At 39.1% G+C, this 22,315-nt stretch carries 15 protein-coding genes; 6 read left to right on the forward strand and 9 right to left on the reverse strand.

The genetic code is table 11. From position 1 onward, the window contains the following. The 3 genes from BM098_RS02160 to BM098_RS02170 form a co-directional block, all read right to left on the reverse strand. The coding region (locus BM098_RS02160; RefSeq protein ID WP_143423363.1) for an HTH domain-containing protein at nucleotides 1-730 on the reverse strand (730 nt) is incomplete at its 3' end. A gap of 299 nt (nucleotides 731-1,029) precedes the next feature. Further along, on the reverse strand, nucleotides 1,030-2,250 hold the full coding sequence (locus tag BM098_RS02165; RefSeq protein WP_089829941.1) for a TraB/GumN family protein: 1,221 nt from the start codon (nucleotides 2,248-2,250) through the stop codon (nucleotides 1,030-1,032). Nucleotides 2,251-2,394: 144 nt separating this feature from the next. Then, nucleotides 2,395-2,595, reverse strand: a complete 201-nt coding sequence (locus BM098_RS02170) for a hypothetical protein (RefSeq protein ID WP_089829943.1) — start codon at nucleotides 2,593-2,595, stop codon at nucleotides 2,395-2,397. A gap of 175 nt (nucleotides 2,596-2,770) precedes the next feature. Between BM098_RS02170 and BM098_RS02175 the strand changes: the two genes are divergently transcribed. Then, on the forward strand, nucleotides 2,771-4,027 hold the full coding sequence (locus BM098_RS02175; protein ID WP_089829945.1) for a hypothetical protein: 1,257 nt from the start codon (nucleotides 2,771-2,773) through the stop codon (nucleotides 4,025-4,027). A 275-nt stretch (nucleotides 4,028-4,302) separates the two neighbouring features. Here BM098_RS02175 and BM098_RS02180 read toward each other — a convergent pair whose 3' ends face one another. Beyond that, complete coding sequence (locus BM098_RS02180) at nucleotides 4,303-6,954, reverse strand: HAD-IC family P-type ATPase (protein ID WP_089829947.1); 2,652 nt, start codon at nucleotides 6,952-6,954, stop codon at nucleotides 4,303-4,305. Between the two features lie 373 nt (nucleotides 6,955-7,327). Here BM098_RS02180 and gdhA point away from each other — a divergent pair, with 373 nt between their 5' ends. Then, the gene (gene gdhA, locus BM098_RS02185; protein ID WP_089829949.1) at nucleotides 7,328-8,683 is read left to right on the forward strand and encodes an NADP-specific glutamate dehydrogenase; all 1,356 of its coding nucleotides are present in this window, start codon (nucleotides 7,328-7,330) and stop codon (nucleotides 8,681-8,683) included. A 370-nt stretch (nucleotides 8,684-9,053) separates the two neighbouring features. Here the strand turns inward: gdhA and BM098_RS02190 are convergent, their stop codons facing one another. Further along, on the reverse strand, nucleotides 9,054-10,772 hold the full coding sequence (locus tag BM098_RS02190; protein ID WP_159430085.1) for a glycoside hydrolase family 13 protein: 1,719 nt from the start codon (nucleotides 10,770-10,772) through the stop codon (nucleotides 9,054-9,056). A gap of 342 nt (nucleotides 10,773-11,114) precedes the next feature. Between BM098_RS02190 and BM098_RS02195 the strand changes: the two genes are divergently transcribed. From BM098_RS02195 to BM098_RS02205, 3 genes are all read left to right on the forward strand, one after another. Continuing rightward, nucleotides 11,115-12,140, forward strand: a complete 1,026-nt coding sequence (locus BM098_RS02195) for a LacI family DNA-binding transcriptional regulator (RefSeq protein WP_089829954.1) — start codon at nucleotides 11,115-11,117, stop codon at nucleotides 12,138-12,140. Between the two features lie 221 nt (nucleotides 12,141-12,361). Next, nucleotides 12,362-12,943 (forward strand): TetR/AcrR family transcriptional regulator, encoded by a 582-nt coding sequence (locus tag BM098_RS02200; RefSeq protein ID WP_089829957.1) that lies wholly within the window; start codon nucleotides 12,362-12,364, stop codon nucleotides 12,941-12,943. A gap of 104 nt (nucleotides 12,944-13,047) precedes the next feature. Further along, the gene (locus BM098_RS02205; RefSeq protein ID WP_089829959.1) at nucleotides 13,048-15,498 is read left to right on the forward strand and encodes a YhgE/Pip domain-containing protein; all 2,451 of its coding nucleotides are present in this window, start codon (nucleotides 13,048-13,050) and stop codon (nucleotides 15,496-15,498) included. A gap of 73 nt (nucleotides 15,499-15,571) precedes the next feature. On the opposite strand, the gene serC is transcribed toward BM098_RS02205, so the two are convergent. After that, entirely contained in the window at nucleotides 15,572-16,663 is a 1,092-nt protein-coding gene (gene serC / locus BM098_RS02210) for a 3-phosphoserine/phosphohydroxythreonine transaminase (RefSeq protein WP_089829961.1), read from the reverse strand. Between the two features lie 275 nt (nucleotides 16,664-16,938). On the opposite strand from serC, the gene BM098_RS02215 reads away from it, so the two are divergent. Further along, nucleotides 16,939-17,655, forward strand: coding sequence for an HAD family hydrolase (locus BM098_RS02215; RefSeq protein WP_089829963.1), 717 nt, complete (start codon nucleotides 16,939-16,941; stop codon nucleotides 17,653-17,655). A gap of 373 nt (nucleotides 17,656-18,028) precedes the next feature. On the opposite strand, the gene BM098_RS02220 is transcribed toward BM098_RS02215, so the two are convergent. From BM098_RS02220 to BM098_RS02230, 3 genes are all read right to left on the reverse strand, one after another. After that, nucleotides 18,029-18,556 carry a GNAT family N-acetyltransferase gene (locus BM098_RS02220; RefSeq protein WP_159430086.1) on the reverse strand — a complete coding sequence of 176 codons (528 nt, stop codon included), beginning with the start codon at nucleotides 18,554-18,556 and terminating at the stop codon, nucleotides 18,029-18,031. Nucleotides 18,557-18,749: 193 nt separating this feature from the next. Then, the gene (locus BM098_RS02225; RefSeq protein WP_089829967.1) at nucleotides 18,750-21,242 is read right to left on the reverse strand and encodes a beta-mannosidase; all 2,493 of its coding nucleotides are present in this window, start codon (nucleotides 21,240-21,242) and stop codon (nucleotides 18,750-18,752) included. Nucleotides 21,243-21,461: 219 nt separating this feature from the next. Beyond that, nucleotides 21,462-22,298, reverse strand: a complete 837-nt coding sequence (locus BM098_RS02230; RefSeq protein WP_089829969.1) for a sugar phosphate isomerase/epimerase family protein — start codon at nucleotides 22,296-22,298, stop codon at nucleotides 21,462-21,464. Between the last annotated feature and the right edge of the window lie 17 nt (nucleotides 22,299-22,315).

Here is a 22,315-nt window from a genome sequence, read left to right on the forward strand (position 1 = left end):
GACAAATAATTGAATATTTCCGCATAAGTCTCTGAACCTTTTTACGATTAACGATAATCTTTAACTTGTTATAGAAGTACATGACGATGCCACGATATCCTTTATCATATTTGCGGTAATGATAAGCTTGTTCAATTTGCTTTTTCCACATGAGATCCATCGTTTCATTCGCTTCTCTTTGATCAGCGCTGTTGAGGTAATTGTAGTAGCCAGAACGCGACACACCTAGTAGATCACACGCATCAACAATCGTTCCTGTATAGGAGCCATTTGTTTTCATGTGATGGATACGTTCGAAAACATCACTTGGACGTTCGCTTCTTTCTTGCCTCCTTTCGCTCCATTCTGATTTTTTTAACAGATTATTCTCTTCTTCCAAAAGCGTGATCTTCGATTGTAACTTCTCAATCTGTTGTTCCGGCGTTAAGGCAGATTTTCTAGGGCGACCTAAGTTTTCAACCCGCGTATCTTTTAGAGCGGACACCCCATGTTCACGATACTTATTTCGCCATTTCTTGGCGAATGATTTCATTCTGTAATCGCCCAGTACCTCTGGATCAAATCCTGATTCAGAGAAGATTTCTTTCATTGTTAAACCGTTGAGCGATTCTGACACAAAATGTTGTTTAAACTCATCCGTGTAAGTAATACTTTTATCTGATACTCTTTTGACATAAGGATTAGATGCAAGTGTTTGTATCTGTTCATGTGTGAATGTTCGTTTCGCCATAAGTAGCACCCTTTCTGCATGAAGTATGGAACGGGCTTGATGAAGTTGGCGAATATCGTGACCCAGTGTGTATTGACTGTCAAAAGAAGAAGCGACAGCGACTTTTGATAGTCAATACACACTGGGTTATCATGAAGAAGCCACTTCAAGCCCACTGATTGTGATTTGATTTGAGTATAACAAAACAGACCCTAAAGAGGGGACTTTTTTTAGTGTCCATTCTTTAGGGTCCATTTTAGTGTGTCGGTGCTGCCTTTCTTATAACTATGAACTTTTTTTGTCATGTTTATCAATCGCTATTAAAAGATGTTTTCAATAAATAGCCGAATGACATCTGTACTTGCAATAATGGTACCGAGTGTTGAGCCTAAGTTAGCTAACATAACCACAAGCAAAATACGTGTCACTTTATTTTGCCAAAAACCTTTCACAGTATACACATCATCACTAAGCGCTTCGAAATCACTCACTTTCGGTTTTTTCACGTAGGCTTGAACAAGTCCACTGACCCAACCTGCGGCCATTAATGGATTGAGTGATGTAATCGGGGCGGCCACCAGTGCTGAGAGAACAGCAAGCGGGTGTCCGAAAGCAAGCGCTGTTCCAAGGGCTGAGAAGAGACCGTTCCAAATGAGCCAACTCATTACTTGATCGGTTCCTGCCTCTGGATTCATAATAAATGTTGCGAGTATCATTAAAACAATCCCAACCGGAATACCCCAGGCAATTCGTTTAGGCCATTTTGATTTTTTAGGGACTTTATTTAACTGCTTTAAATCATGATCTTTTTTAATTTCTTCGGTAATACCTGGCACGTGGGCAGCACCTAAGACTGCGACAACCTTGTCGCCTTTCGCCCGTTTAATTTTTTCGGCTAAGTATTGATCTCGTTCATCGATAAGCGGCGTTTTTAGGCGCGGAAAATGTTCGGTAAACTCATCAAGAATCGCACCAATTGCATCTTGACTTTTCATCTTTTCTAACTCTTCTTCTGTGATAGATTCATTAGAAAAAATACCAGCCATCACTTGTGTCAGTAACATGAACTTTCCCTTTGTTCCAACATTACCCCAAATACGTGAGAAGGTGATTTGGATATTACGGTCCGCAAGGACAAGTTCTGCGCCAACGTCTTCAGCCGACTTAATGCCCTGCATCATCTCTTGACCCGCCTCAATATTAAATTGCTTAGCCATCCGCTTTTGGAAAGAGGAAATTGCTAAATTCATTAACAATAGTGTAGCTTTCTTATCTTTAATAACCTTAAAGATGTCCATCTTCTTCCACTTATCGCTGTCCATCATCGATTGATAGCGTTGTTCATCTAATTCAATACATACCGCATCTGGTTGTTCGCGTTCAATAACTGCTTTTACTTCATCCGCACTCGTTTTAGACACGTGGGCTGTTCCAATCAGTATGTAGGTTTTACCTTCTTGTTCAATTCTAACGACAGTATTCGCCTGGTCATCAGATGTTATTTCTGCTTGTTCAGATGTTGCTAATTGATCTGTATCCATATTTAAATCCTACCTCTTTTTCTGTCTTATCTTTCTAGTATAACTTATCTCACAGCTATATGGCTAAAGAAACCTACCTAAAAATTTAAAAAAGGTGAGTAAGCATCTGCTCAATCACCTTTTCGATAGAAGCAACAAGTATTATTACAACTTAAACTGTTCAACAATCCGCTTCATTTGGACAACTAAAGCTGATAACGCCGTGGCACCTGCTGTTATATTATTCATTGACCCACTCACTTCTTGACTAGAAGCAGAGGTTTCTTCAACACCAGCTGCTGATTGTTCAGAAATAGTGGCGATTTCCTCAACCTTAGATAAGAGTTTTTTACTTCGGTCGGACATCTCATTTAATGCGAGCGAAATCGCATCAATACCAGTAGCCGATTGCTTTTTTCAGTCCACCTACTACTCAAAAGAGATACATAATTCTTCTTGCCTTTGTTATACTAGTTAAATAATCATTTAACGATTAAAAATGGACGTAATAATTATAATATAACTTCAAAGGAGATCAACGATGACGGAAGAATATATTTCTACAGCTACAATACTGGATGCTTTTAGGCGGGACTTGGAAGCAAAAAAGTTAACAACGAAAACGATTGATAAGCATATGATTAACGCAGAGAATTTTTATGAGTTTATCGAAGATGATCAAATGGAACCGCCCCACTATTATGATGTATTGATCTTATCCTTTCTAGGCGACTACTACATTAGAAAATACTTATTCAGCGCCAAAAGTGATGTTGGTCCGTATTTGGCGACGTTTAAAAAGCTCGCCAATACACTTAGTAATCACAACTGGATCTCATCAGAAGAAAAAACAGCTATTAAAGACTTATGTAAAGAGAAAGCATTCTTTATGCACCGGTTTGATACATTTCAAACAACACGTGATTTTCTCGACTGGACGTTTAAAAATGATCCACATCTTTATCATCAGCCAACAATGAATCATAAGAATAATCATGAAGCAGCAAGCGCGCTTGATGTCGACGACTTACTTGTGGCCCCGTTAAAAACAATTGAATTTGACCAACCACCCTTTTTTGATATGTTTAATGCTTTTCTTAATGTGCTCAGTCAAAAACAACGTCACAAAGTTACCAATGGTACCCAGCATTTAACGCGTGCCTTTTGGAAAGACTTTGATGATATGAACGACTTCAATTTTTTCAAAAAGCCAACCTTAAACCAGCGAGATATTCCTTGTTTCCACCTGTTGTATACATTTGCGGAGGCCGGTGATTTTTTCATTATTGATGGGAATAACTTAATTCCGACCGATTTCGTCACTGACTACTTGAATGCTGAAATAGAAGCACAAGTGGCTTATGTAATGGAAGTCTTCTGGCATGGTGTTGACTGGCGATTATTAGATGATCACAATGGTAAGCATCTGCTTGACGCACTCCAAGTAGACCGGAATAACTTTGCTGAGATACTGAGTACGTTCCCACCAGGCGAAGCAATCACAGCGGACCAGCCATTGTTCAAACCACTCTTTGGCTACACATCTCATCTACGCCCGACTTTGGATAGCTTCTTTTTAGACGTTTTACCTGCCTTTGAACCATTCGGTTTGTTGAAGCTTGATTATCATTATTTCAGCCCGGTAAACACGGTAACTTTTAAAGAACTATCAGCGATCACAGTTACTCCACTTGGGCATATCTTCTTCTCTATTTTCAAGGACATGGCTGATGCGTTCGATGATGATGATGATGACGATGAAGACGACTTTTTCCGTTTGATTCTCGATTCACTGTAACAAAAAAAGCGCTAAACCATCTGGTTTAGCGCCTTTTCTATTAATTCAAACTTCACTTACCTATCTACGATAAAGCGTAAAGTTAGTCTTTTAGTTTATTGGCCTGTTCTTCGGCCCACTTATATCTTGCAGTCCACCCCCAAATACTTGACCCTACTAAAATAATACCTAGTCCAACATATACATAAGTCACGTTGATCCACTCCTTTTTGTCATATTAAAATCAATGATACAAATATACCCTTAATACCAGAATATCTAATTCATTACTTTTGCTACTGCCGCTTAAATACGCGGTGAGTCAATAGCTTTTCAATTTCAACGATAACAAAGACGCCAAGGCCAATTATCACCGGATAGAACCACTCTTGAACTGAGATGGGGCGCAAGTCGAGCGCCACTTGCATAAATGGTACATATGTCACCAGTAGTTGGACGATAATCAAGATAGCGGACACAATAAAGGCTGCTTTATTTTTAAAGAAGTCTTTGTTTATACTAATGTGTCGTTCATTTCGTACATTAAACATATGAAACAGTTGAGCAAAGACGAGCGCATGTAACGTAATCGTACTAACATTTTCTTGGCCGTATTGTTCAATCCAGTGCGGATAAAGTAACAAGATCGACCCACCAATTAATAGTGCCACAAACACAATCCGGAACATGTAATAAGGGCTCAGTAAACGTTCAGTTGACTTTCTCGGCGGTTTTTCCATTGTTCCCCGTTCAATCGGTTCAAAGGCCAATGCTAAGGCGACGGTCACGGCTGTCACCATATTTACATAAAGAATTTGTACCGCTGAGAGCGGCATGGTAATCCCTAACAGTAAGGCCGCCATCACAAGAAAAGCTTCGGCGCCGTTGGTCGGTAAAATAAATAAAATGGTTTTCTTTAAGTTATCATACACACGCCGGCCTTCCTTTACGGCGTTAACAATCGTTTTAAAATTATCATCGACAAGGACCATTTCTGATGCTTCTTTAGCGACCTCTGTCCCTTTAATCCCCATCGCGACGCCAATATCGGCGCGCTTCAGTGCTGGTGCATCATTGACCCCGTCTCCGGTCATCGCACTAATTTCACCGTTTGTTTGGAGTGCTTCAACGAGTTGTAATTTATTTTTAGGACTCGTTCGAGCAAAGACATCGACTTGCCTGACAATCTCACATCTTTCTTCATCCGTCATCGCATCAAGGTCACGACCTTCAACAACTACATCACGACCGGTTAAGTCCATCTGTTTAGCAATTGCAAGTGCGGTGTCTTTATGGTCACCAGTAATCATCTTAACGGTGATCCCTGCTTGTTTACATGCTTTAATTGCTTCAATTGCTTCTTCACGGGGCGGATCAATAATCCCCGCAAGACCAAGTAATGTCATTCCTTCAGTGACATTCTCATGACCAATGGCTTCTGTTTCCTTATTGACCACTTTTACTGCCGCTGCAATCACCCGCTCTCCTCGAGCCGTCCGCTCTTTCATTTGTTGTTCCCAGTAATTACGTTCGTCTGAGCCTTCTTTTAAACCAGCCATATCAAATACCCGATCAGGCGCACCTTTTAAGTAAATCTTCTTTTCCCCTTCTTCTTCGACGAGTGCCGCCATATATTTATAAGAGGAATCAAATGGAATCTTTGACTGCATTGTGAGTTTCTTAATATGTTGGTCAGCTTTATCTGCCAATGTCACAAGGCAACCTTCGGTCGGTTCCCCCTGGACAATCCACTGGTTATCTTTTTCAATCACATCTGACTCGTTTACCGTTTTAACCGCCGTTAGAAAACTTAACAGTGCAGGGTAGTCAGCTACGGCGATCTTCGCATCTTTATGGCGCAATTCACCCGTAGGTTCATATCCTGTGCCAGATACATCAAACTGGTTATCTTCTGTCACGACGGTCGTAACCGTCATCTCATTTTTTGTAAGTGTGCCCGTTTTATCTGAACAAATCACCGTCACTGCCCCGAGTGTTTCAACAGACGGGAGCGTGCGCATAATTGCCTTATTATCTGCCATCGATTGGACACCTAACGCTAAAATAATCGATAAAATAGCGGGTAAGCCTTCCGGAATAGCCGCCACCATTAAGCCAATCACAGATAGCAAGAGCTCTTGCCAGTCATATTGATGAAATACAAGACCAAATCCGAAGAGAACTACCGCGAGGATGACAATGACAACCGAAATCAACTTACCGAAATCATTCGTTTGTTTAAGGAGAGGCGTTTTAATCTCCTCAACGTCTTGCATCGATTGATTGATTTGACCAATCTCTGTATTTTCACCCGTAGCAACAACGATTCCTCGTCCAGTTCCTTGTGAGAGCGACGTCCCGGAAAACAACATATTAACCCGGTCGCCTAGTACCGCCTCATCATCTAATACCATTGTTTCTTTTTTAACAGACGTTGACTCCCCGGTTAGAGATGCTTCTTCTGCCTTTAGGTGATCAGCTTCCACGAGACGGATATCCGCCGGCACTTTATCACCTGCTTTAACTAAAACAACATCACCCGGAACAAGGTCTTCCGCTTCGATATCATGGCGTTTTCTCTCGCGAACAACGGTCGCATGTAGCGACAACATGTTTTTGATCCCGTCGAGGGCTTTTTCTGCTTTTCCTTCTTGAATATAACCAATTAAGGCATTGATGACAGCGACAAGAATAATTACAATTGTATCAATATAGTGGCCTAGGATAAACGTCACCACCGCTGCCACGAGTAAAATATAAATTAAGACATCGTGGAAGTGTTTAATAAATTTTAACCACTCAGGTGTCTTTTCTTGTTCAGGTAGTTTATTCTTTCCATAATACTCACGCTTTTCTGTGACTTCACGTTGGACTAACCCTTCTTCACGGTCGGTTTCTAATTGTTTTTCGATTGCGTCCAAATCTAAGCTAAACCATTGCCTACTCATATAAGCACCTTCTTTCATATTTAAATATCTATATTAGCAGTTATTGTTCGAACGTCATCTTCATGTCTTTTTCCTGCTATTTATTTTTTCCTTTTCTACGGTGCAGTTAAACATTTTCCTCAACATGCCTGATTGTTTCGTCTTTCTAATAATGCAGGCGGTTATAACTACATAAAAGAGCATTAATTAAACCCTAAATGTGCAAATAAATGATTAATCAATCTAAAATATAGATTAATTTGATGTTAGATGCGTATTGTTTCGGGGTATAAATAAACGGTAGAATTAAAAATATATCAAGTTCAAAATTATCAGTCAATTTATTTTGATTTTACAGAGAGAAAAACAGTAAATTAACAGGAGGAATTATTGTATGTCAAAAGATCGCGCATTAAATTATGTTAATGACGTATTCGAAACAGTAAAAAAACGCAACCCAGGAGAAACTGAGTTCCAACAAGCAGTTAAAGAAATTTTAGATTCACTTGTTCCTGTCTTTGAACAAGACCCTAAATATATCGACCATTCTATTTTGGAGCGTATGATTGAGCCAGAGCGTATCATTCAGTTCCGCGTTCCTTGGACAGATGACAGTGGTAAAGTTCATGTCAATCGTGGTTTCCGTGTCCAGTTCAACAGTGCAATTGGACCGTATAAAGGTGGGCTTCGTTTCCACCCATCAGTAAACGCAAGTATCATTAAATTCTTAGGTTTTGAACAAATCTTTAAAAACTCATTAACTGGCCAACCAATCGGTGGTGGTAAAGGTGGGGCAGACTTCGACCCTAAAGGAAAGTCAGATAACGAGATTATGCGTTTCTGTCAAAGCTTTATGAGCGAGTTATCAAAATATATCGGACCAGACACAGACGCTCCTGCCGGTGATATCGGTGTAGGTGCTCGTGAGATTGGTTTCTTATTTGGTCAGTACAAGAAAATGCGTGGTGGTTATGAAGCTGGCGTCTTAACAGGTAAACAAGTTGGCTTTGGCGGTAGTTTAGCACGTACAGAAGCAACTGGTTTCGGTACGGTATACTTCGCACAAGAAATGTTAAAAGGCCAAAATGATTCATTCGACGGCAAAACCGTTGTTGTTTCTGGTTCTGGTAACGTATCAACGTATGCGATGCAAAAAGCAACTGAACTCGGCGCTAAAGTCGTTGCCTGTTCAGATTCAAATGGTTATGTCTATGACAAAGACGGCATCAACTTAGATACTGTGAAACGTCTAAAAGAAGTTGAACGCAAGCGTATTAAAGAATATGTAAAAGAACATCCAAACGCTGAATACCACGAAGGATTCGAAAATATATGGCGTATAAAATGTGACGTTGCACTTCCATGTGCGACTCAAAACGAACTCGATGAATCAAGTGCCCAAACACTTGTCGATAATGGCGTAAAAGCAGTTGCTGAAGGAGCTAATATGCCTTCAACACTTGAAGCAGTTGACATCTTCCAAAAGAACAACGTACTCTTTGGACCTGGTAAAGCTGTAAATGCTGGTGGTGTGGCTGTATCCGCCTTAGAAATGGCGCAAAACTCTGCCCGTATCACGTGGAAATTTGAAGAAGTTGATGAAAAACTTCATGAGATTATGGTGAACATCTATAAAAACAGTATAGATGCTGCTGAGAAGTATGGCGAACCTGGTAACCTTGTTGTCGGTGCCAACATTGCTGGTTTCTTAAAAGTTGCCGATGCGATGATCGCACAAGGCGTCATTTAATTCATCCACTCTTTAAACATCTATATAAAGAACCCAACCATTTACGTGGTTGGGTTTCTTTTTATGGGCTTTTCTATTAAAACTGTCTCACTCTAACCTTATTGCTTCCTACTTTCTTTTTAGATAGTCAAACACACTAAATTTTTAATCCGCATTAACTTTATCGGAATTATATGTTATAATATTTTCAATACGGTGAACGGAGTGATATAAATGAAACGCATCCCTATTATTGATATTCGAAGTTTTATTTTATTATTAATACTCGTACTGATCGTTAGTTTTGTACGCTTGTATAGTTAAAAACGCTTCCCAATATTAACCCATATGAATAGGCGGTCGAATAGCTCAACCGCCTATTTATTATAAATTATTTTTCTTGTTTAATCACACAATACCCATAACCATTTAGTATCTGGTCCTCCGTTGAATAAAGAAGCAGATCTCCCTTATAATCCGATACGCGGATTGGTTCGGCCGTTGGATTGATAATAAAGATTAACTGTTCATTGGTTGTTTCTTTTTGATACGTTAAACTCTCATCTGACGTCTCAACAAAAGTAAACGTTGCCTCATTTGAAAAGCCTGTTTCGGTTTTTCTTAAATGAATCAGTGTTTGAATAAAGGTTCTTAACTCTAAATCTTGTCTTTCTTTATCCCAAATCATACAGCCACGACTTTCAGGCTCTTCTCCGCCAACCATGCCAATCTCATCACCATAATAAATACAAGGTGAACCAGGATAAGAGAATTGGAACAGATACAAGAGTTTTGCTTTATCAATTGAATCACCTGTTTGAGTAATTAAGCGTGCGGTGTCATGACTCGCAAGAATATTAAATAAGTGTTCCGTTACGTGTTGTGGATACATGTGCAAAAGATGAACAATTCGTTCTTTAAATGTTTGCTTATCAATCGACTGTTCTTCAATATAACGAATTAAACTGTCCACAAGTGGATAATTCATGACCGCGTCGAATTCATCACCACGCAACCAACTCATTGAATCATGCCACACTTCTCCGACAATATAAACATCTTCTTTCACACCTTTAACAGCATCTCTAAACTTACGCCAAAAGCGGTGATCAACTTCATTCGCCACATCTAAACGCCAACCGTCAATATCAAAAACTTCAACCCAATACTTACTCACATCGAGTAAATAATTTTGCACCTCTTTATTTTGTGTGTTTAATTTTGGCATCCGACTTACAAAACCAAATGTTTCATAGTTGGGTTTCGGTTCTGTTTGAACCGGAAAATCATGCATATGGAACCAATCTTTATATTTAGAAGCTTGTTCATTTTTTAGCACATCTTGAAACGGCTCAAACTCATAACCGCTATGATTAAAGACAGCATCTAACATCACGCGAATGCCGCGACTATGGCAGGCTTCCACTAACCGCTTAAACGTTTTTTTGTCACCGAAATGTGGGTCAATCTCATAGTAATCAATCGTGTCATACTTATGGTTACTTGGTGATTTAAAAATTGGGGTAAAGTAAATCCCATTAATACCTAAATCCTCTAAGTAATCAAGGCCATCGATAACACCTTGTAAGTCACCACCATAATAGCTCTTTGGTGTGACAACGCCTTCCTCCCATGCGACCGCATCACGCGGCGAGATACTAGGTTCGCCGTTTTTAAATCGTTCAGGAAAAATTTGATACCAAACGGTATCTTTCACCCAATCCGGCGCCTGGTACTCATCATTCGGATGGAAATACGGAAAACAGAAATAATCGCCAATTTCTTTAGATGGCGCTGCGAACGTGCCTCGTTCTAAATAAAAGACTTCTTCACCGTTATAACCGGTCAATTTAAAGCCGTAGCGCATCCGATTGTTCGGTGGTTTTACTTTCGCTTTATAATAATCAACTGTCGTTGTCTCACCTGTTCGTTCAACTGGAACTGTCACATAGTTCCATGTTTTTTGTTCAAAATCATAAGGATCGCCGTAGATGAGTTCGACTTTCTCTGCATCTTTATGTTTTGTCTGCAAGACAAGATGAATTGTTTGATCATCATATCCGTAAGCGTATTCATTTATTGCTCGGTGGAAAATCATTGCTTTTTCCATTCTATTGTTTCGCCCCTTTTCCTCACTTAGGGCAAGCGGTTGCATTTTTAAGTCTACCTACCCCTGTTTTTATGTTAATAGCATTCATAATATACGCTTTTAAATATAAACGCTTACACCTATATGGTCAAGCCCTTTATAAGAAAATGAATTAAATTAAATAAGCTATTTAAATCACAACAGAAATCAGATATAATATAAGTACGCGCTTTCACATTTTTTCATCAACCGTTTGCATATGTGATTTCACAGATTTTCTCTGTACGAAATATTCATACAAAAAAGTGAATGGATTTATCCGTTACGCTTTTAATTCATAGCTTTTTAAGGAGGCATAAACCTATGGCGGTAACCATTAAAGATGTTGCCAAAAAGGCAGGGGTGGCGCCGTCTACGGTCTCTCGCGTGATCGCAGATAGCCCGCGCATTAGTACTGATACGAAAAAACGCGTGAGAAAAGCCATGAAAGAATTAGGCTATCATCCAAACGTCAACGCAAGAAACTTAGCTGTTCGTTCTTCAAAAGCTATTGGGGTCATCATGCCATCTTCAGCTGAAACAGCCCTACAAAACCCATTCTTCCCTGAAGTGTTACGTGGCGTGGGTACTGTAGCTCACGACACCGAGTATTCGTTATACGTCTCAACCGGTGGAAATGACCAACAATTATACGAAGAAGTCAAACGCATGGTCTACGGCCATCGTGTTGACGGGATTATTCTACTTTATTCACGGATGAATGATGCGATTATGGACTTTTTAGTCGAGGAGAAGTTCCCATTTGTTGTTGTAGGAAAACCTTATGAAAATGAGTCTAGTATTACATACGTCGATAATGACAATGTAAGCGCAAGCAAAGAATTAACAAAACATCTCATTGATTTCGGTCATAAAAATATCGCCTTTATTGGTGGAACGACTGACCTTGTTGTGACATCCGATCGATTTGAAGGTTACAAGCAAGCCCTGATTGAATCAGGTATAAAAGTGAGAGAAGACTATATTATTAATGATGAATTTAACCGGTCAAGTGGTAAAAAAGCGGTTGAAAAACTATTAAAGCTTAAAAACCCACCCACAGCGATGGTGATCAGTGATGATATGATGAGTCTTGGCGTTATTAATATGCTAGAAGAGTTTGGTCTTGATTGTCCTGAGGATGTATCTATCACAAGTTTTAACAACTTATACTTATCTGAGATTACTCGGCCACCCCTTACAACGGTCGATATTCAAATTTATAAACTTGGTATTCAAGGGGCCAAGTGTTTAATCGAACAGCTCCAAACAAAAGATGAGCCTGCTAAACGGGTGATTGTCCCTTATGCGATTAAGTACCGTTCATCAACAAAGCGCTTTGAACCTTAAGTGAAAATACAATCTTAGCCCGAGCAATCAAGGATTGCTCGGGTTATTCGCCTCTATATCTTTAGGTTTATCCAGGGATTTTAGACATGCTCTAAAACGATAAACCTTTTGGTTAAATCTCTTTAATGCTCTTTTTCACTTGTAGCACTTCATAGTATATGTTAATATATCTATATTGAACTTATGACCGTTTTATTCATTTGGTCAATTAGGAGGGGTTGATGATTGTAACTATCGATCGAAAACAACAAATATTAGAAGCAGCTACACACTCTTTTTCATTATTTGGTTATAAAGCAACGACGATTGATCAGATTGCTAAAATCGCCAATGTAGGAAAAGGGACCATATATACTTTTTACAAAAATAAAGAGCAACTGTTTCATCAAATCATTTCACTGCTTATCCAAGAAATGAAGGCAGCTGTTGATGCTATCATTAATGATGACTTAACTTTTCACGAAAAAGCTGACCGGGCCTTATTTAAATTATTAGAATATCGAACCGATCACCAACTAATGATTAAATTACTACAAGAAGAAAAAGAATTAGGCACACCCGCAGTCAAAGAAGTGATTCAGTCCATCGAACAAATGATTATCGATTATTTAAAAACAATTATTCAAAAAGGCATTGATGAAGGCGAAATTAAGCCTTGCCATACTGAACTTACCGCCTTTATTATGTTGAAACTTTACGTGGCACTTATTTTTGACTGGGATGAACAACATAAACCATTAGATAAGGATGAAATTTCAGCTCTACTTAAATTGTATGTGCTTGACGGTTTAACACCATCATAAACGAGCTAAAATTCAAAGAAGACCGACATGCATCGGTTATTCTTTTTGAAATAAAATGACCAAATGATCAAAATGGTCAAACGTTCACATAGGAGGTACATTAGATGAAACATTCAGCTTTTTTAAGCGAATTAAAACACATCGTAAAAAACAAAAAAATCATTATCCCTATTATCGCCGTCATTCTAGTCCCACTTCTGTATAGTGGCATGTTCCTTTGGTCATTTTGGGACCCTTATGATCAAATGGAATCTTTACCCGTCGCTGTTGTCAATCTAGATGAAGGCGCAACTTTTGAGGGGACAGCACTCCATTTAGGTGATGAATTAATCAATCAGCTGAAAGAAGAAAAACCGTTCGATTTGCATTTCATAGATGGCGAAACAGCCCAAAGTGCTTTGGAGGCACGCGAGTATTATATGTTAATTGAAATCCCTAAAGATTTTTCACAACACGCCACTACGTTATTAAACGACACACCCGAACCACTTATCTTAAACTATATACCAAATGAAAGTCATAACTTTCTTTCAGCACAAATCGGTGAAACCGCCATGCAAGAAATTAAAGGACAAATGGCAAAACAAGTCTCAGCCACTTACGCCGAGACGATGTTTCAAGTAATCAATGATGCGGGCGATGGTTTGGTTAAGGCTGAAGAAGGAAGTGATGCCCTTCAAAATGGCGCAAAGCAAGTAGATTCAGGCGCAAAGGTATTGCGGGACCATTTAAAAACACTTGCTTCAACGTCCGTTACCTTTAAAGACGGGGTAAGTACACTAGCCATTGGTGCCAATGACCTTAAACAAGGAACAGCTACATTATCAAATGGCGCCGAGCAATTATCAGCTGGGAGTGCCACTTTATTAGCTGGTTCAAAGACAATAAAAGAAGCTACTACTGAAGTGTCAGATGGAACAGAGGCGCTTGATAAAGGTATAAGTGAAGCATCAGATGCACTCCCGACGTTAATGACAGGCACAGAAACATTAAAACAAGGATTAGTTCAAGCAAAAAACAAACTGCCTGAACAACTAGCAGCAGCGATTACCTCTGAACTTAGTCCCGTATCTGGCTTAGAACAGCTAAACACAACCATTGATCAGCAGTTATCATCCACTGTTGACGACCGAGTGAAAACGGAACTAACGTCCTCTCTAGCAAATGCTGTAGCCAAAGACATGATGGTGGCACAACAAAAGCAGCAGAAAACATTAGAACAAGTTTTAGTTGATGCGAACATGTCAAGCGATACAATCAATCAACTGCTTGCATCATTAGAGAGTAATATGCCGTCACAAGAAACATTAACCACATCACTACTTGAACAGTTAACACCATATGTGAGTGACTATATTGATGGCAGCATCCAAACGATGACAACTCAAATAGATGAAGGATTTGAGCAATATCAAAAAGGTGTCACTAAAGCAATGACAGATACCGAAACAACACTTATTGAAGCAATTAAAACAGCAACGGCACCAACGTTTGATCAATTTATTGTGGGTGCTGATCAGTTACTTGAAGGTGAACGGACATTAAATAGTGGTTTAAATCGATTAAGCGACGGTGCCACAACCTTACACGCTGGAACGAAAGATTTACACCAAGGCCAAGTGGCATTTGTGAATAATTTCAATATATTAAACGACAAAATATCCAGCTTAAATAATGGAACAATCGAACTGGCCGATGGCGCAACAGCACTTACAACTGGCCTTACAGAATTAACTACTGGGACAGATTCGTTAACAACAGGTGCTGAGCAATTGTATGAAGGAGCAACAGACCTCTCAGAAGGTACAGATCAGCTTACAAGCGGATCAGATGAATTGCACACTGCTTTGTCAGAAGGCGCAGAGCAATTATCTAGTATTGATGCCAATCAAGCAACTTACAATATGATAGGTGAACCTGTATTCGTCAATAAAGAAGCTGTGAATTCCGTACCTAACTATGGGACTGGTTTTGCACCATACTTTATCTCACTTGGCTTGTTCGTTGGTGCACTGTTGATGACGATTGTTTTTAATATGAGAACACCCGCTTCAACACCAACCTCAGGCATTCAATTGTTTATAAGTAAATTTGGAATCATTGCCATTGCCGGTACACTTCAAGCACTTCTTGTCGCTGGTGTCTTGTTAGCGGTGTTAGATTTACACGTCAAAAGTGTACCATTATTTATCGTTGGTACGGTGATTACGAGTCTTGTCTTTATGACGCTGATTCAATTTCTAGCAACAACGCTCGGCAACGTCGGTCGGTTTATTGCGATTATCATTCTCGTCATGCAACTGACAACAAGTGCCGGTACGTTTCCACTTGAATTAATTCCAAACGTATTACAGCCAATCCATCATCTTCTACCAATGACGTATTCTGTTCAAGCATTTAAAGCGATTATTTCTAGCGGTGACTTCGCTTATGCTTACCAAATGCTTTTTGTTCTTGGTATCTTTACTATCATTCATATGGTAATGACAATGGGTTACTTATCGATCAAATACAAACGTCATCCTGAAGAAATTTTAATAGAACAAGCAAGTTAGGCAAAGCTTTAAAAAATACAATAGCCACATAAAAAAGCGATCAACCTCAATTAGGCTGATCGCTTTTATAATCCTATTGATTATTTTCGTCAAATTCTTTAATGAAATCTACAAGGGCTTGTACACCTTCCATTGGCATCGCATTATAAATACTTGCGCGCATACCTCCAACAGAACGGTGACCTTTTAGTGTGACCAGACCACGTTCGCCTGCTTCTTTAATAAATTTTGCTTCAAGTTCAGTATTACCGGTTTTTGAAATGAACGGTACGTTCATCCAAGAACGGTCACGATCTTTGATCGTTGCTTCAAATAATACTGAATGATCAATCGTATCATATAAAAGATTTGCTTTTTTCTCGTTTAGTTCCGCCATTTTAGCTAAGCCACCGATATCATTTTTAATCCAATCAAAGACAAGTTTCGCCATGTAGATTGGGAATGTTGGTGGTGTATTGTAAACTGAATTTGCTTTTTGGTGTACTTGATAATCTAACATTGTTGGTACATTTTCAGACGCATGGCCAATGAGATCGTCACGAATGATGATAACAGTCATACCCGCGGGCCCGATATTTTTCTGTGCACCGGCATAAATTAAACCATAATCCGTCACATCAATGAGCTCTGATAGAATGTTTGATGACATATCCGCGACAATCGGAATATCACCCGTATCAGGCAACTCATAAAAACATGTACCTTCAATTGTATTATTCGTTGTAATATGCACATAATCCGCTTCTGGGTCAATCATGTCGCGGGTTACTTTTGGAATGTGTGACAAGTCGGCACCATGTGAATTGGCAATTACACGCGGCGTACCATATTTCTTTGCTTCTTCATATGCCTTTTGTGACCACGTACCGGTAATCACGTAATCAGCTTTCTTGTTTTTGATCATCAAGTTCATTGGGACCATCGCAAACTGCGTTGACGCACCCCCTTGAAGGAACAAGACAGTATAATTATCAGGAATATTCATTAACTCACGTAATGTTTTTTCTGCATCTTGGATAATATCCATAAATAATTTTGATCGGTGACTCATTTCCATAACTGACATGCCAGAGCTTTTATAGTCGGATAACTCTGTCTCTGCTTTTTTCAGTACACTTTTCGGTAATGTCGATGGTCCTGCTGAAAAGTTATAAACTGGATTCATAAATTTAACCACACCTATTCTTTTAGTTTTTTTACCATCTTTCTTTATTTAAAATAAGGTCCCCCTTATTTCTCCACGAAATCATAACATAAAGCTTAGTTTTTTTATGTGAGTCTACCCGACCCATTATAACAAAAATCCCTCACTCATTCAAGTGAATATTCTCAAAATTAGCACAATTAAAACTTATGAAACTTTTTCGCGCACTCATTTTATGTTAAAATAAGTGAAGTTAAAATGCAAATAACTGACCTAAAAAGAAAGAGGCGACTCCTATGAATAAACAGCTTTCCACCGTTATTTTCGATGTCGATGATACGTTATACGACCAGCACTTACCCTTTAAACAAGCACTCGTTAATAGTTTTGATTACCCCTTTACTGAGACAGATATTGAAAAATTATATCTTCTTAGCCGCAAATATAGCGATGACGTCTTTGATGAAGAACAAAGCGGAAAAATAACAACAGAAGACTTACAAGTTTACCGCATCACCGCCTCATTGAAAGACTTAGGTTATGCGATCACAAAAAAAGCAGCCCTTCGCTTTCAGGAAGCGTATGTCTCTTACCAGAACCAAATCACACTCATACCTGAAATAAAAACTTTGCTTGATTATTTAAACAGTAAACAGATCAATCTCGCGGTTCTTACAAACGGCAACACCGACCACCAACAGATGAAAATAACGCAGCTCGGCATAGATCAGTGGATAAACCCTGATCAACAGTTTATTTCTGGTTCTTTACCGTTTCAAAAACCGGACCCACGTGTCTTTGACTATATCGTCGATACACTCAAACTAAACAAAGACACCACCTGTTATATTGGTGATGCCTACATCAATGATGTATTAGGCGCTAAAAGCGCTGGACTTTCCGTTGTCTGGTTTAATCATCGACTCCGGACTCCAGAAGGTGACGTCACGCCTGACTTTTCAGCAACGACAGCTGAAGAGGTGTTAGCGTTCTTTAAATCACATCTAGATTAACTCATCTGGATTGAATCCGGCGATAAGCAGTAATGACAGCGGAGTGAAATTGCCAACCATCGACAAGTGATAACTCAACGTTTCAAACGTGTTTTGATCCGACCGTATACTGACCGAACGGCAGCATGCAATTCATTAACACTTGTGGACCAAATATCCATTATCCCTGGAATCACTTTCCATTGAACAAACTGACGAAAATAACACTGATTAATAGCGGCGGTAGCGTCGACGAAACAGCAATAATATCATCTGTTAACACGCCATAGCACATATTTGATTGATCTAGCCAAACCCTTTTTAGCCGAGTACTAAAGCTGATAAATCAGCAGTAATTAAACTCGGTAAAAAGGGTGTTTAAAAGAACGTAACTTTACGACGCAACCTCAGATGCCAATACACTCATTAAGTGTAAACTAAGATAGTCCCCTTGAAATAACCGGGCATCACGCATTACGCCTTCTTCCTTAAAACCGACTTGTTCATACATCTGTTTTGCTTCTAAGTTATTACTTAATACATAAAGCGATAAACGGTGTAAACCCAAGTCGCTAAAAACATAACGTTTCATCGTTTCTATTAAAGCTTTTCCATATCCTTTTCCTCGGCTTTCTTCACGAATATATACACGATTTAAAAAGGCCGATTTATTCACAGCGTCAATATCTGACATTTGGATATGACCTATTTTTTCTCCTGTGTCTTTTTGGATGACAGTAAAAAGCTTGACGGGTAGCGTTTTTCGATTTACTTCCGCTTCATAGGCAACTAATTGTTCTTTTGTGACAGGTGGTGTAAAGGTACGACCCGCAAAAAGAAATAAGTCTTTTTCTGTTGCATCCTTTTGCCACTCAATAAATGCGGTATAGTCTGATTCATCAAATTGTTTTAAGATAATCATAGTTTCTCCTTTCAGTAAAATAAGTCTGTTTATTGATTTGTTATTAACTTTCCTTCTTAAGTTTAGCACAAACGTATCGTCAACTGCGGATAAAGGTAGCGTAAAAGACATAAACGAAGGAAGATAACAATCAAACGTTGACCATATCAATGATCAACGTCTGATTCTTTCAGCTATCACGTGTCTCTCGATACTATTTTATAAAAGCACCCATGCCTTCTGCTTCTATATCTATGCACTGACTTCCATCACTCGGATAAAATACCACTTCTTTCACTTCATCCGGTAACAAATCAAAATAGTTCTCTGAAAAATGTCCCTCAACCGAGGCTACTAATCGAACGGCTTTTTGGAAAGCCAACGATGAAATAGCATACGTATGGTTTTTCAATTGTTTTACCGTCACTGCTTGCTTTTTAAGTTCTAACGCTTTTGTTTCAACAAAATAGTGTCGTTGCTCGATCACTTGTTCATGCATACGTTTAAATTGAACAACTAACACTAGACCGGCAGGCTCAACACCTTCTAACAGGTTTGATTGATCAAACATCTTAAGTGTCGTACTCGTTTTCCGCATCAACGTTACATTATCCACTTCCTCAAATAACACCTCACCAGTTAACGTCTGAAGAACAACACTTAACTTACCGGTCACCGCTTCTTGGTCATTCACTCCGTGAATCGCGAGCTGTTGATCGGTCTCACTGACAACCAAAATTTGTGATTTAAAACTTTCTTTTGCTTGGTAATGCATCGCTTTATAACGACCATAATAATCGACACTAGACCACGAGGCAACTGGCCAACAATCATTCAGTTGCCAGTAAAGCGTCCCCATACAGTACGGCATTGCTTTTCGATGCGCTTCAATCGCTTGTTTCATTGCTTCTTGTTGAAGCACTTGCGACAAGTATAAGAAACTTTCAAAGTCTTTCGGTTCCGGTAAGGCATCTTTCATATATGTCTCAATCAAATGATTGCCATCGCCATTCTTTTGATGATGCAACATTGGAACAGAATCAATTTGGTAATCTTTTTCAGTCATAAACGTTTCAATGGTGCTTTTTTCCGGAAATGACTGAAAGCCATATTCACTCATGAATCGTCCGACATGATCGTGATAGGAGGTAAACGGTTGTTTTCCGTGCCACACATCCCAGTAATGGACATCACCTGAACCACTCACTCCGAGCGCATGTCGTGACGCATCACTTGCTTCAAATTTAAGGGGAGAACTGGACCAATAACAAACATCAGTACGCTCATCAACAACCTCTTTAAGAATCGTGTGAAAAATCGTTTGATAATCAGCCCAGATCTTCTCTCTCAAATCATGACTAAAGGCTTGCTTCCAACCCCAACCACCATTTTCTTCATAATGCGCCCAAGCTGAATCCATTTCATTATTGCCACACCATAGCGCAAGTGAAGGGTGACGTCTTAAACGTATGACTTGATCAATCGCTTCTTGTTTGACATTGTCTAAAAAGGCTGCGTCTCCTGGATACATGCTACACGCAAACATAAAGTCTTGCCAGACAAGAATACCCGCTTCATCACACAGCTCATAAAACTCATCCATTTCATATATGCCACCACCCCAGACACGCAACATATTCATGTTACTAAATAAGGCAGCATCGATTTCTTTTTGATAGCTCGCTTTGGTGACTTCTGTGACAAAGCTATCACCTGGAATATGGTTCGCACCTTTTATAAAGAGTGGCTCACCGTTTAATTCAAAATAAAACGACTGCCCTGCTTCATCAGGTTCTGTTACTAGTCGGACTTTTCTTAAACCTGTTTTAACCTGTGTGTGCGCTACTAAACACATCTCATCTCGCACCGTTAACGTAAACGTGTATAAATACGGCTCACCTAAATCATGTGTATACCATCTTGTTGGATTGTTAATGACCACAGGCAACGTGACTGTTTGTTGATTATGCTGCAGGTCAAACGTCTCCTCGATGCGAAAATTTTCGGTATGAAGCGTGAACGTATAAAGCCCTGGCTTTGCTACTGATACTGTCACTTCCGCTTCACCAACTGCTTCATCTTTCTCAACCGAATCCATGCGGACATAGATATCATCAACGACGAGTGCGTCGTAAATAATCAATTCAACCGGCTTATAAATACCAGAGGTGACAAATCGCGGTCCCCAATCCCAACCGTAGTGATACGGCGCTTTACGGGCAAAGATACTCAACTTCTTATCACCTAATCCACCCATCTCACTATCGTCATTAACGGCCGGTAATTGGTATCCAAGCGCATCAAGTTTCGGTAAATCAGTCTTAATTGGTGACTGAAAGACAATGACTAACGTATTCTTCCCTAGTGAAACGTACTGATTCAAATCAAGATGATAGATTCTAAACATATTAGCTGTCTGTTTAACGCACACACCATTGATATAAATGTCCGCGTATGTATCCAGCCCGTGAAAGGTAAGTGTCATCATTTTTTCTAGCATCTTCTGTGTCACTTCAAATGTCGTCTCATACTGCCAATCTTCTTTATCAATCCACTGCAACTCTTTTTCTCGGTCCTCATAAAACGGATCGCTAATTAGACCATTCTTTAATAAATCCGTATGAACACACCCAGGTACATAAGCAGGATAAGTATGTTTCGTTCCTACTTGTTTAAACGTCCAATCCGTTAATTGTCTTTTTTCCATCTGTAACCTCTCCCATTCTTACTTCATTAGTCAGGCAAAATCTATATACTTTATTTCAGTAGTTACATTTATAAACAAATCAGTTGTACAAAAAAGCCGAGAACTTCTAACCTAAAATATCTTACTCAAACGAAAATTTAAAAAGTAGCATAAATCCATTGTTTTGGATATTACACTACTAATCTTAGTATGTTTGATAAAGAACATTTGTTTTAATAACTATTTAAAAGTGATGTGATTTTTTTCTGCCACTTTTCGGATATACTGACTAGCTAAATCATAACTCAGCTCATCAGGCAAATGCTCAATGATAACTGGTAAATCCGGATCCAATGTGTCGAGTTTCTTAAGCAAGACCGGATAATCCAATTGTCCCCTGCCTGGTAAAACTTCTTTTAAATTTATTGTTAAATCTGAGGTCAATAAGATATCTTTTAAGTGGACGTTTATGATTGAATCACCTAGTTCCTCGATGAAGTTAGAAATGACCGTTCCGTTTTGATAATAACATTTTGGACTGTTAATCATATTGACCGGATCAAAATGTATCTTAAATGCCTTTCGGTCAATCATGTCAACAAGTTGTTTGTAATCCCATACATCACTTGGAGGTGTATAAGGCATCATCTCGAGACTATATGTTGTCTGCGTTGGTTTGACATCGTCTATAATGTCTTGAATAGTTCTTGCAATAAGTTCAAAAGTTTTTTGAGTATAATGTTCATGGTGAGGGCCATCCCACTCGGAGCCAAGTGAACCTGCAATATTAACACATGTTCTCACACCCATCTCATCACTAAAAGCGAGTTGTTGCTTAATATAATCGATGGCTTTTTTTCGCGTCTCACGATCAGAGCTAATCGGATTACTCCATGCACCAACCTCACTCAACAATATATCGTGCTCTTTCGCTAAAGCTTTATAGTCATTTCTCTGTATTTCAGAACATGTATGATCAATCGGTAAAACAGCACTATTAAATCCTTTCTCAAGATGTTTCTTCACCCATGATTCTGGGTTTAAATGGTCAACAAAAACGAATCCTCCTAATCGCATATGAAACCTCCTCTATT

The sequence above is a fragment of the Halolactibacillus halophilus genome, assembly GCF_900115605.1.
GTDB lineage: Bacteria > Bacillota > Bacilli > Bacillales > Amphibacillaceae > Halolactibacillus > Halolactibacillus halophilus.

Coding starts and splice junctions, on each gene's coding strand:
- BM098_RS02180 (WP_089829947.1), bottom strand. CDS start 6,954: ATGAGTAGGCAATGGTTTAGCTTAGATTTGGACGCAATCGAAAAACAA.
- BM098_RS02165 (WP_089829941.1), bottom strand. CDS start 2,250: ATGGATACAGATCAATTAGCAACATCTGAACAAGCAGAAATAACATCT.
- BM098_RS02190 (WP_159430085.1), bottom strand. CDS start 10,772: ATGGAAAAAGCAATGATTTTCCACCGAGCAATAAATGAATACGCTTAC.
- gdhA (WP_089829949.1), top strand. CDS start 7,328: ATGTCAAAAGATCGCGCATTAAATTATGTTAATGACGTATTCGAAACA.
- BM098_RS02195 (WP_089829954.1), top strand. CDS start 11,115: ATGGCGGTAACCATTAAAGATGTTGCCAAAAAGGCAGGGGTGGCGCCG.
- BM098_RS02215 (WP_089829963.1), top strand. CDS start 16,939: ATGAATAAACAGCTTTCCACCGTTATTTTCGATGTCGATGATACGTTA.
- BM098_RS02225 (WP_089829967.1), bottom strand. CDS start 21,242: ATGGAAAAAAGACAATTAACGGATTGGACGTTTAAACAAGTAGGAACG.
- BM098_RS02205 (WP_089829959.1), top strand. CDS start 13,048: ATGAAACATTCAGCTTTTTTAAGCGAATTAAAACACATCGTAAAAAAC.
- serC (WP_089829961.1), bottom strand. CDS start 16,663: ATGAATCCAGTTTATAACTTTTCAGCAGGACCATCGACATTACCGAAA.
- BM098_RS02220 (WP_159430086.1), bottom strand. CDS start 18,556: ATGATTATCTTAAAACAATTTGATGAATCAGACTATACCGCATTTATT.
- BM098_RS02175 (WP_089829945.1), top strand. CDS start 2,771: ATGACGGAAGAATATATTTCTACAGCTACAATACTGGATGCTTTTAGG.
- BM098_RS02230 (WP_089829969.1), bottom strand. CDS start 22,298: ATGCGATTAGGAGGATTCGTTTTTGTTGACCATTTAAACCCAGAATCA.
- BM098_RS02170 (WP_089829943.1), bottom strand. CDS start 2,595: ATGTCCGACCGAAGTAAAAAACTCTTATCTAAGGTTGAGGAAATCGCC.
- BM098_RS02200 (WP_089829957.1), top strand. CDS start 12,362: ATGATTGTAACTATCGATCGAAAACAACAAATATTAGAAGCAGCTACA.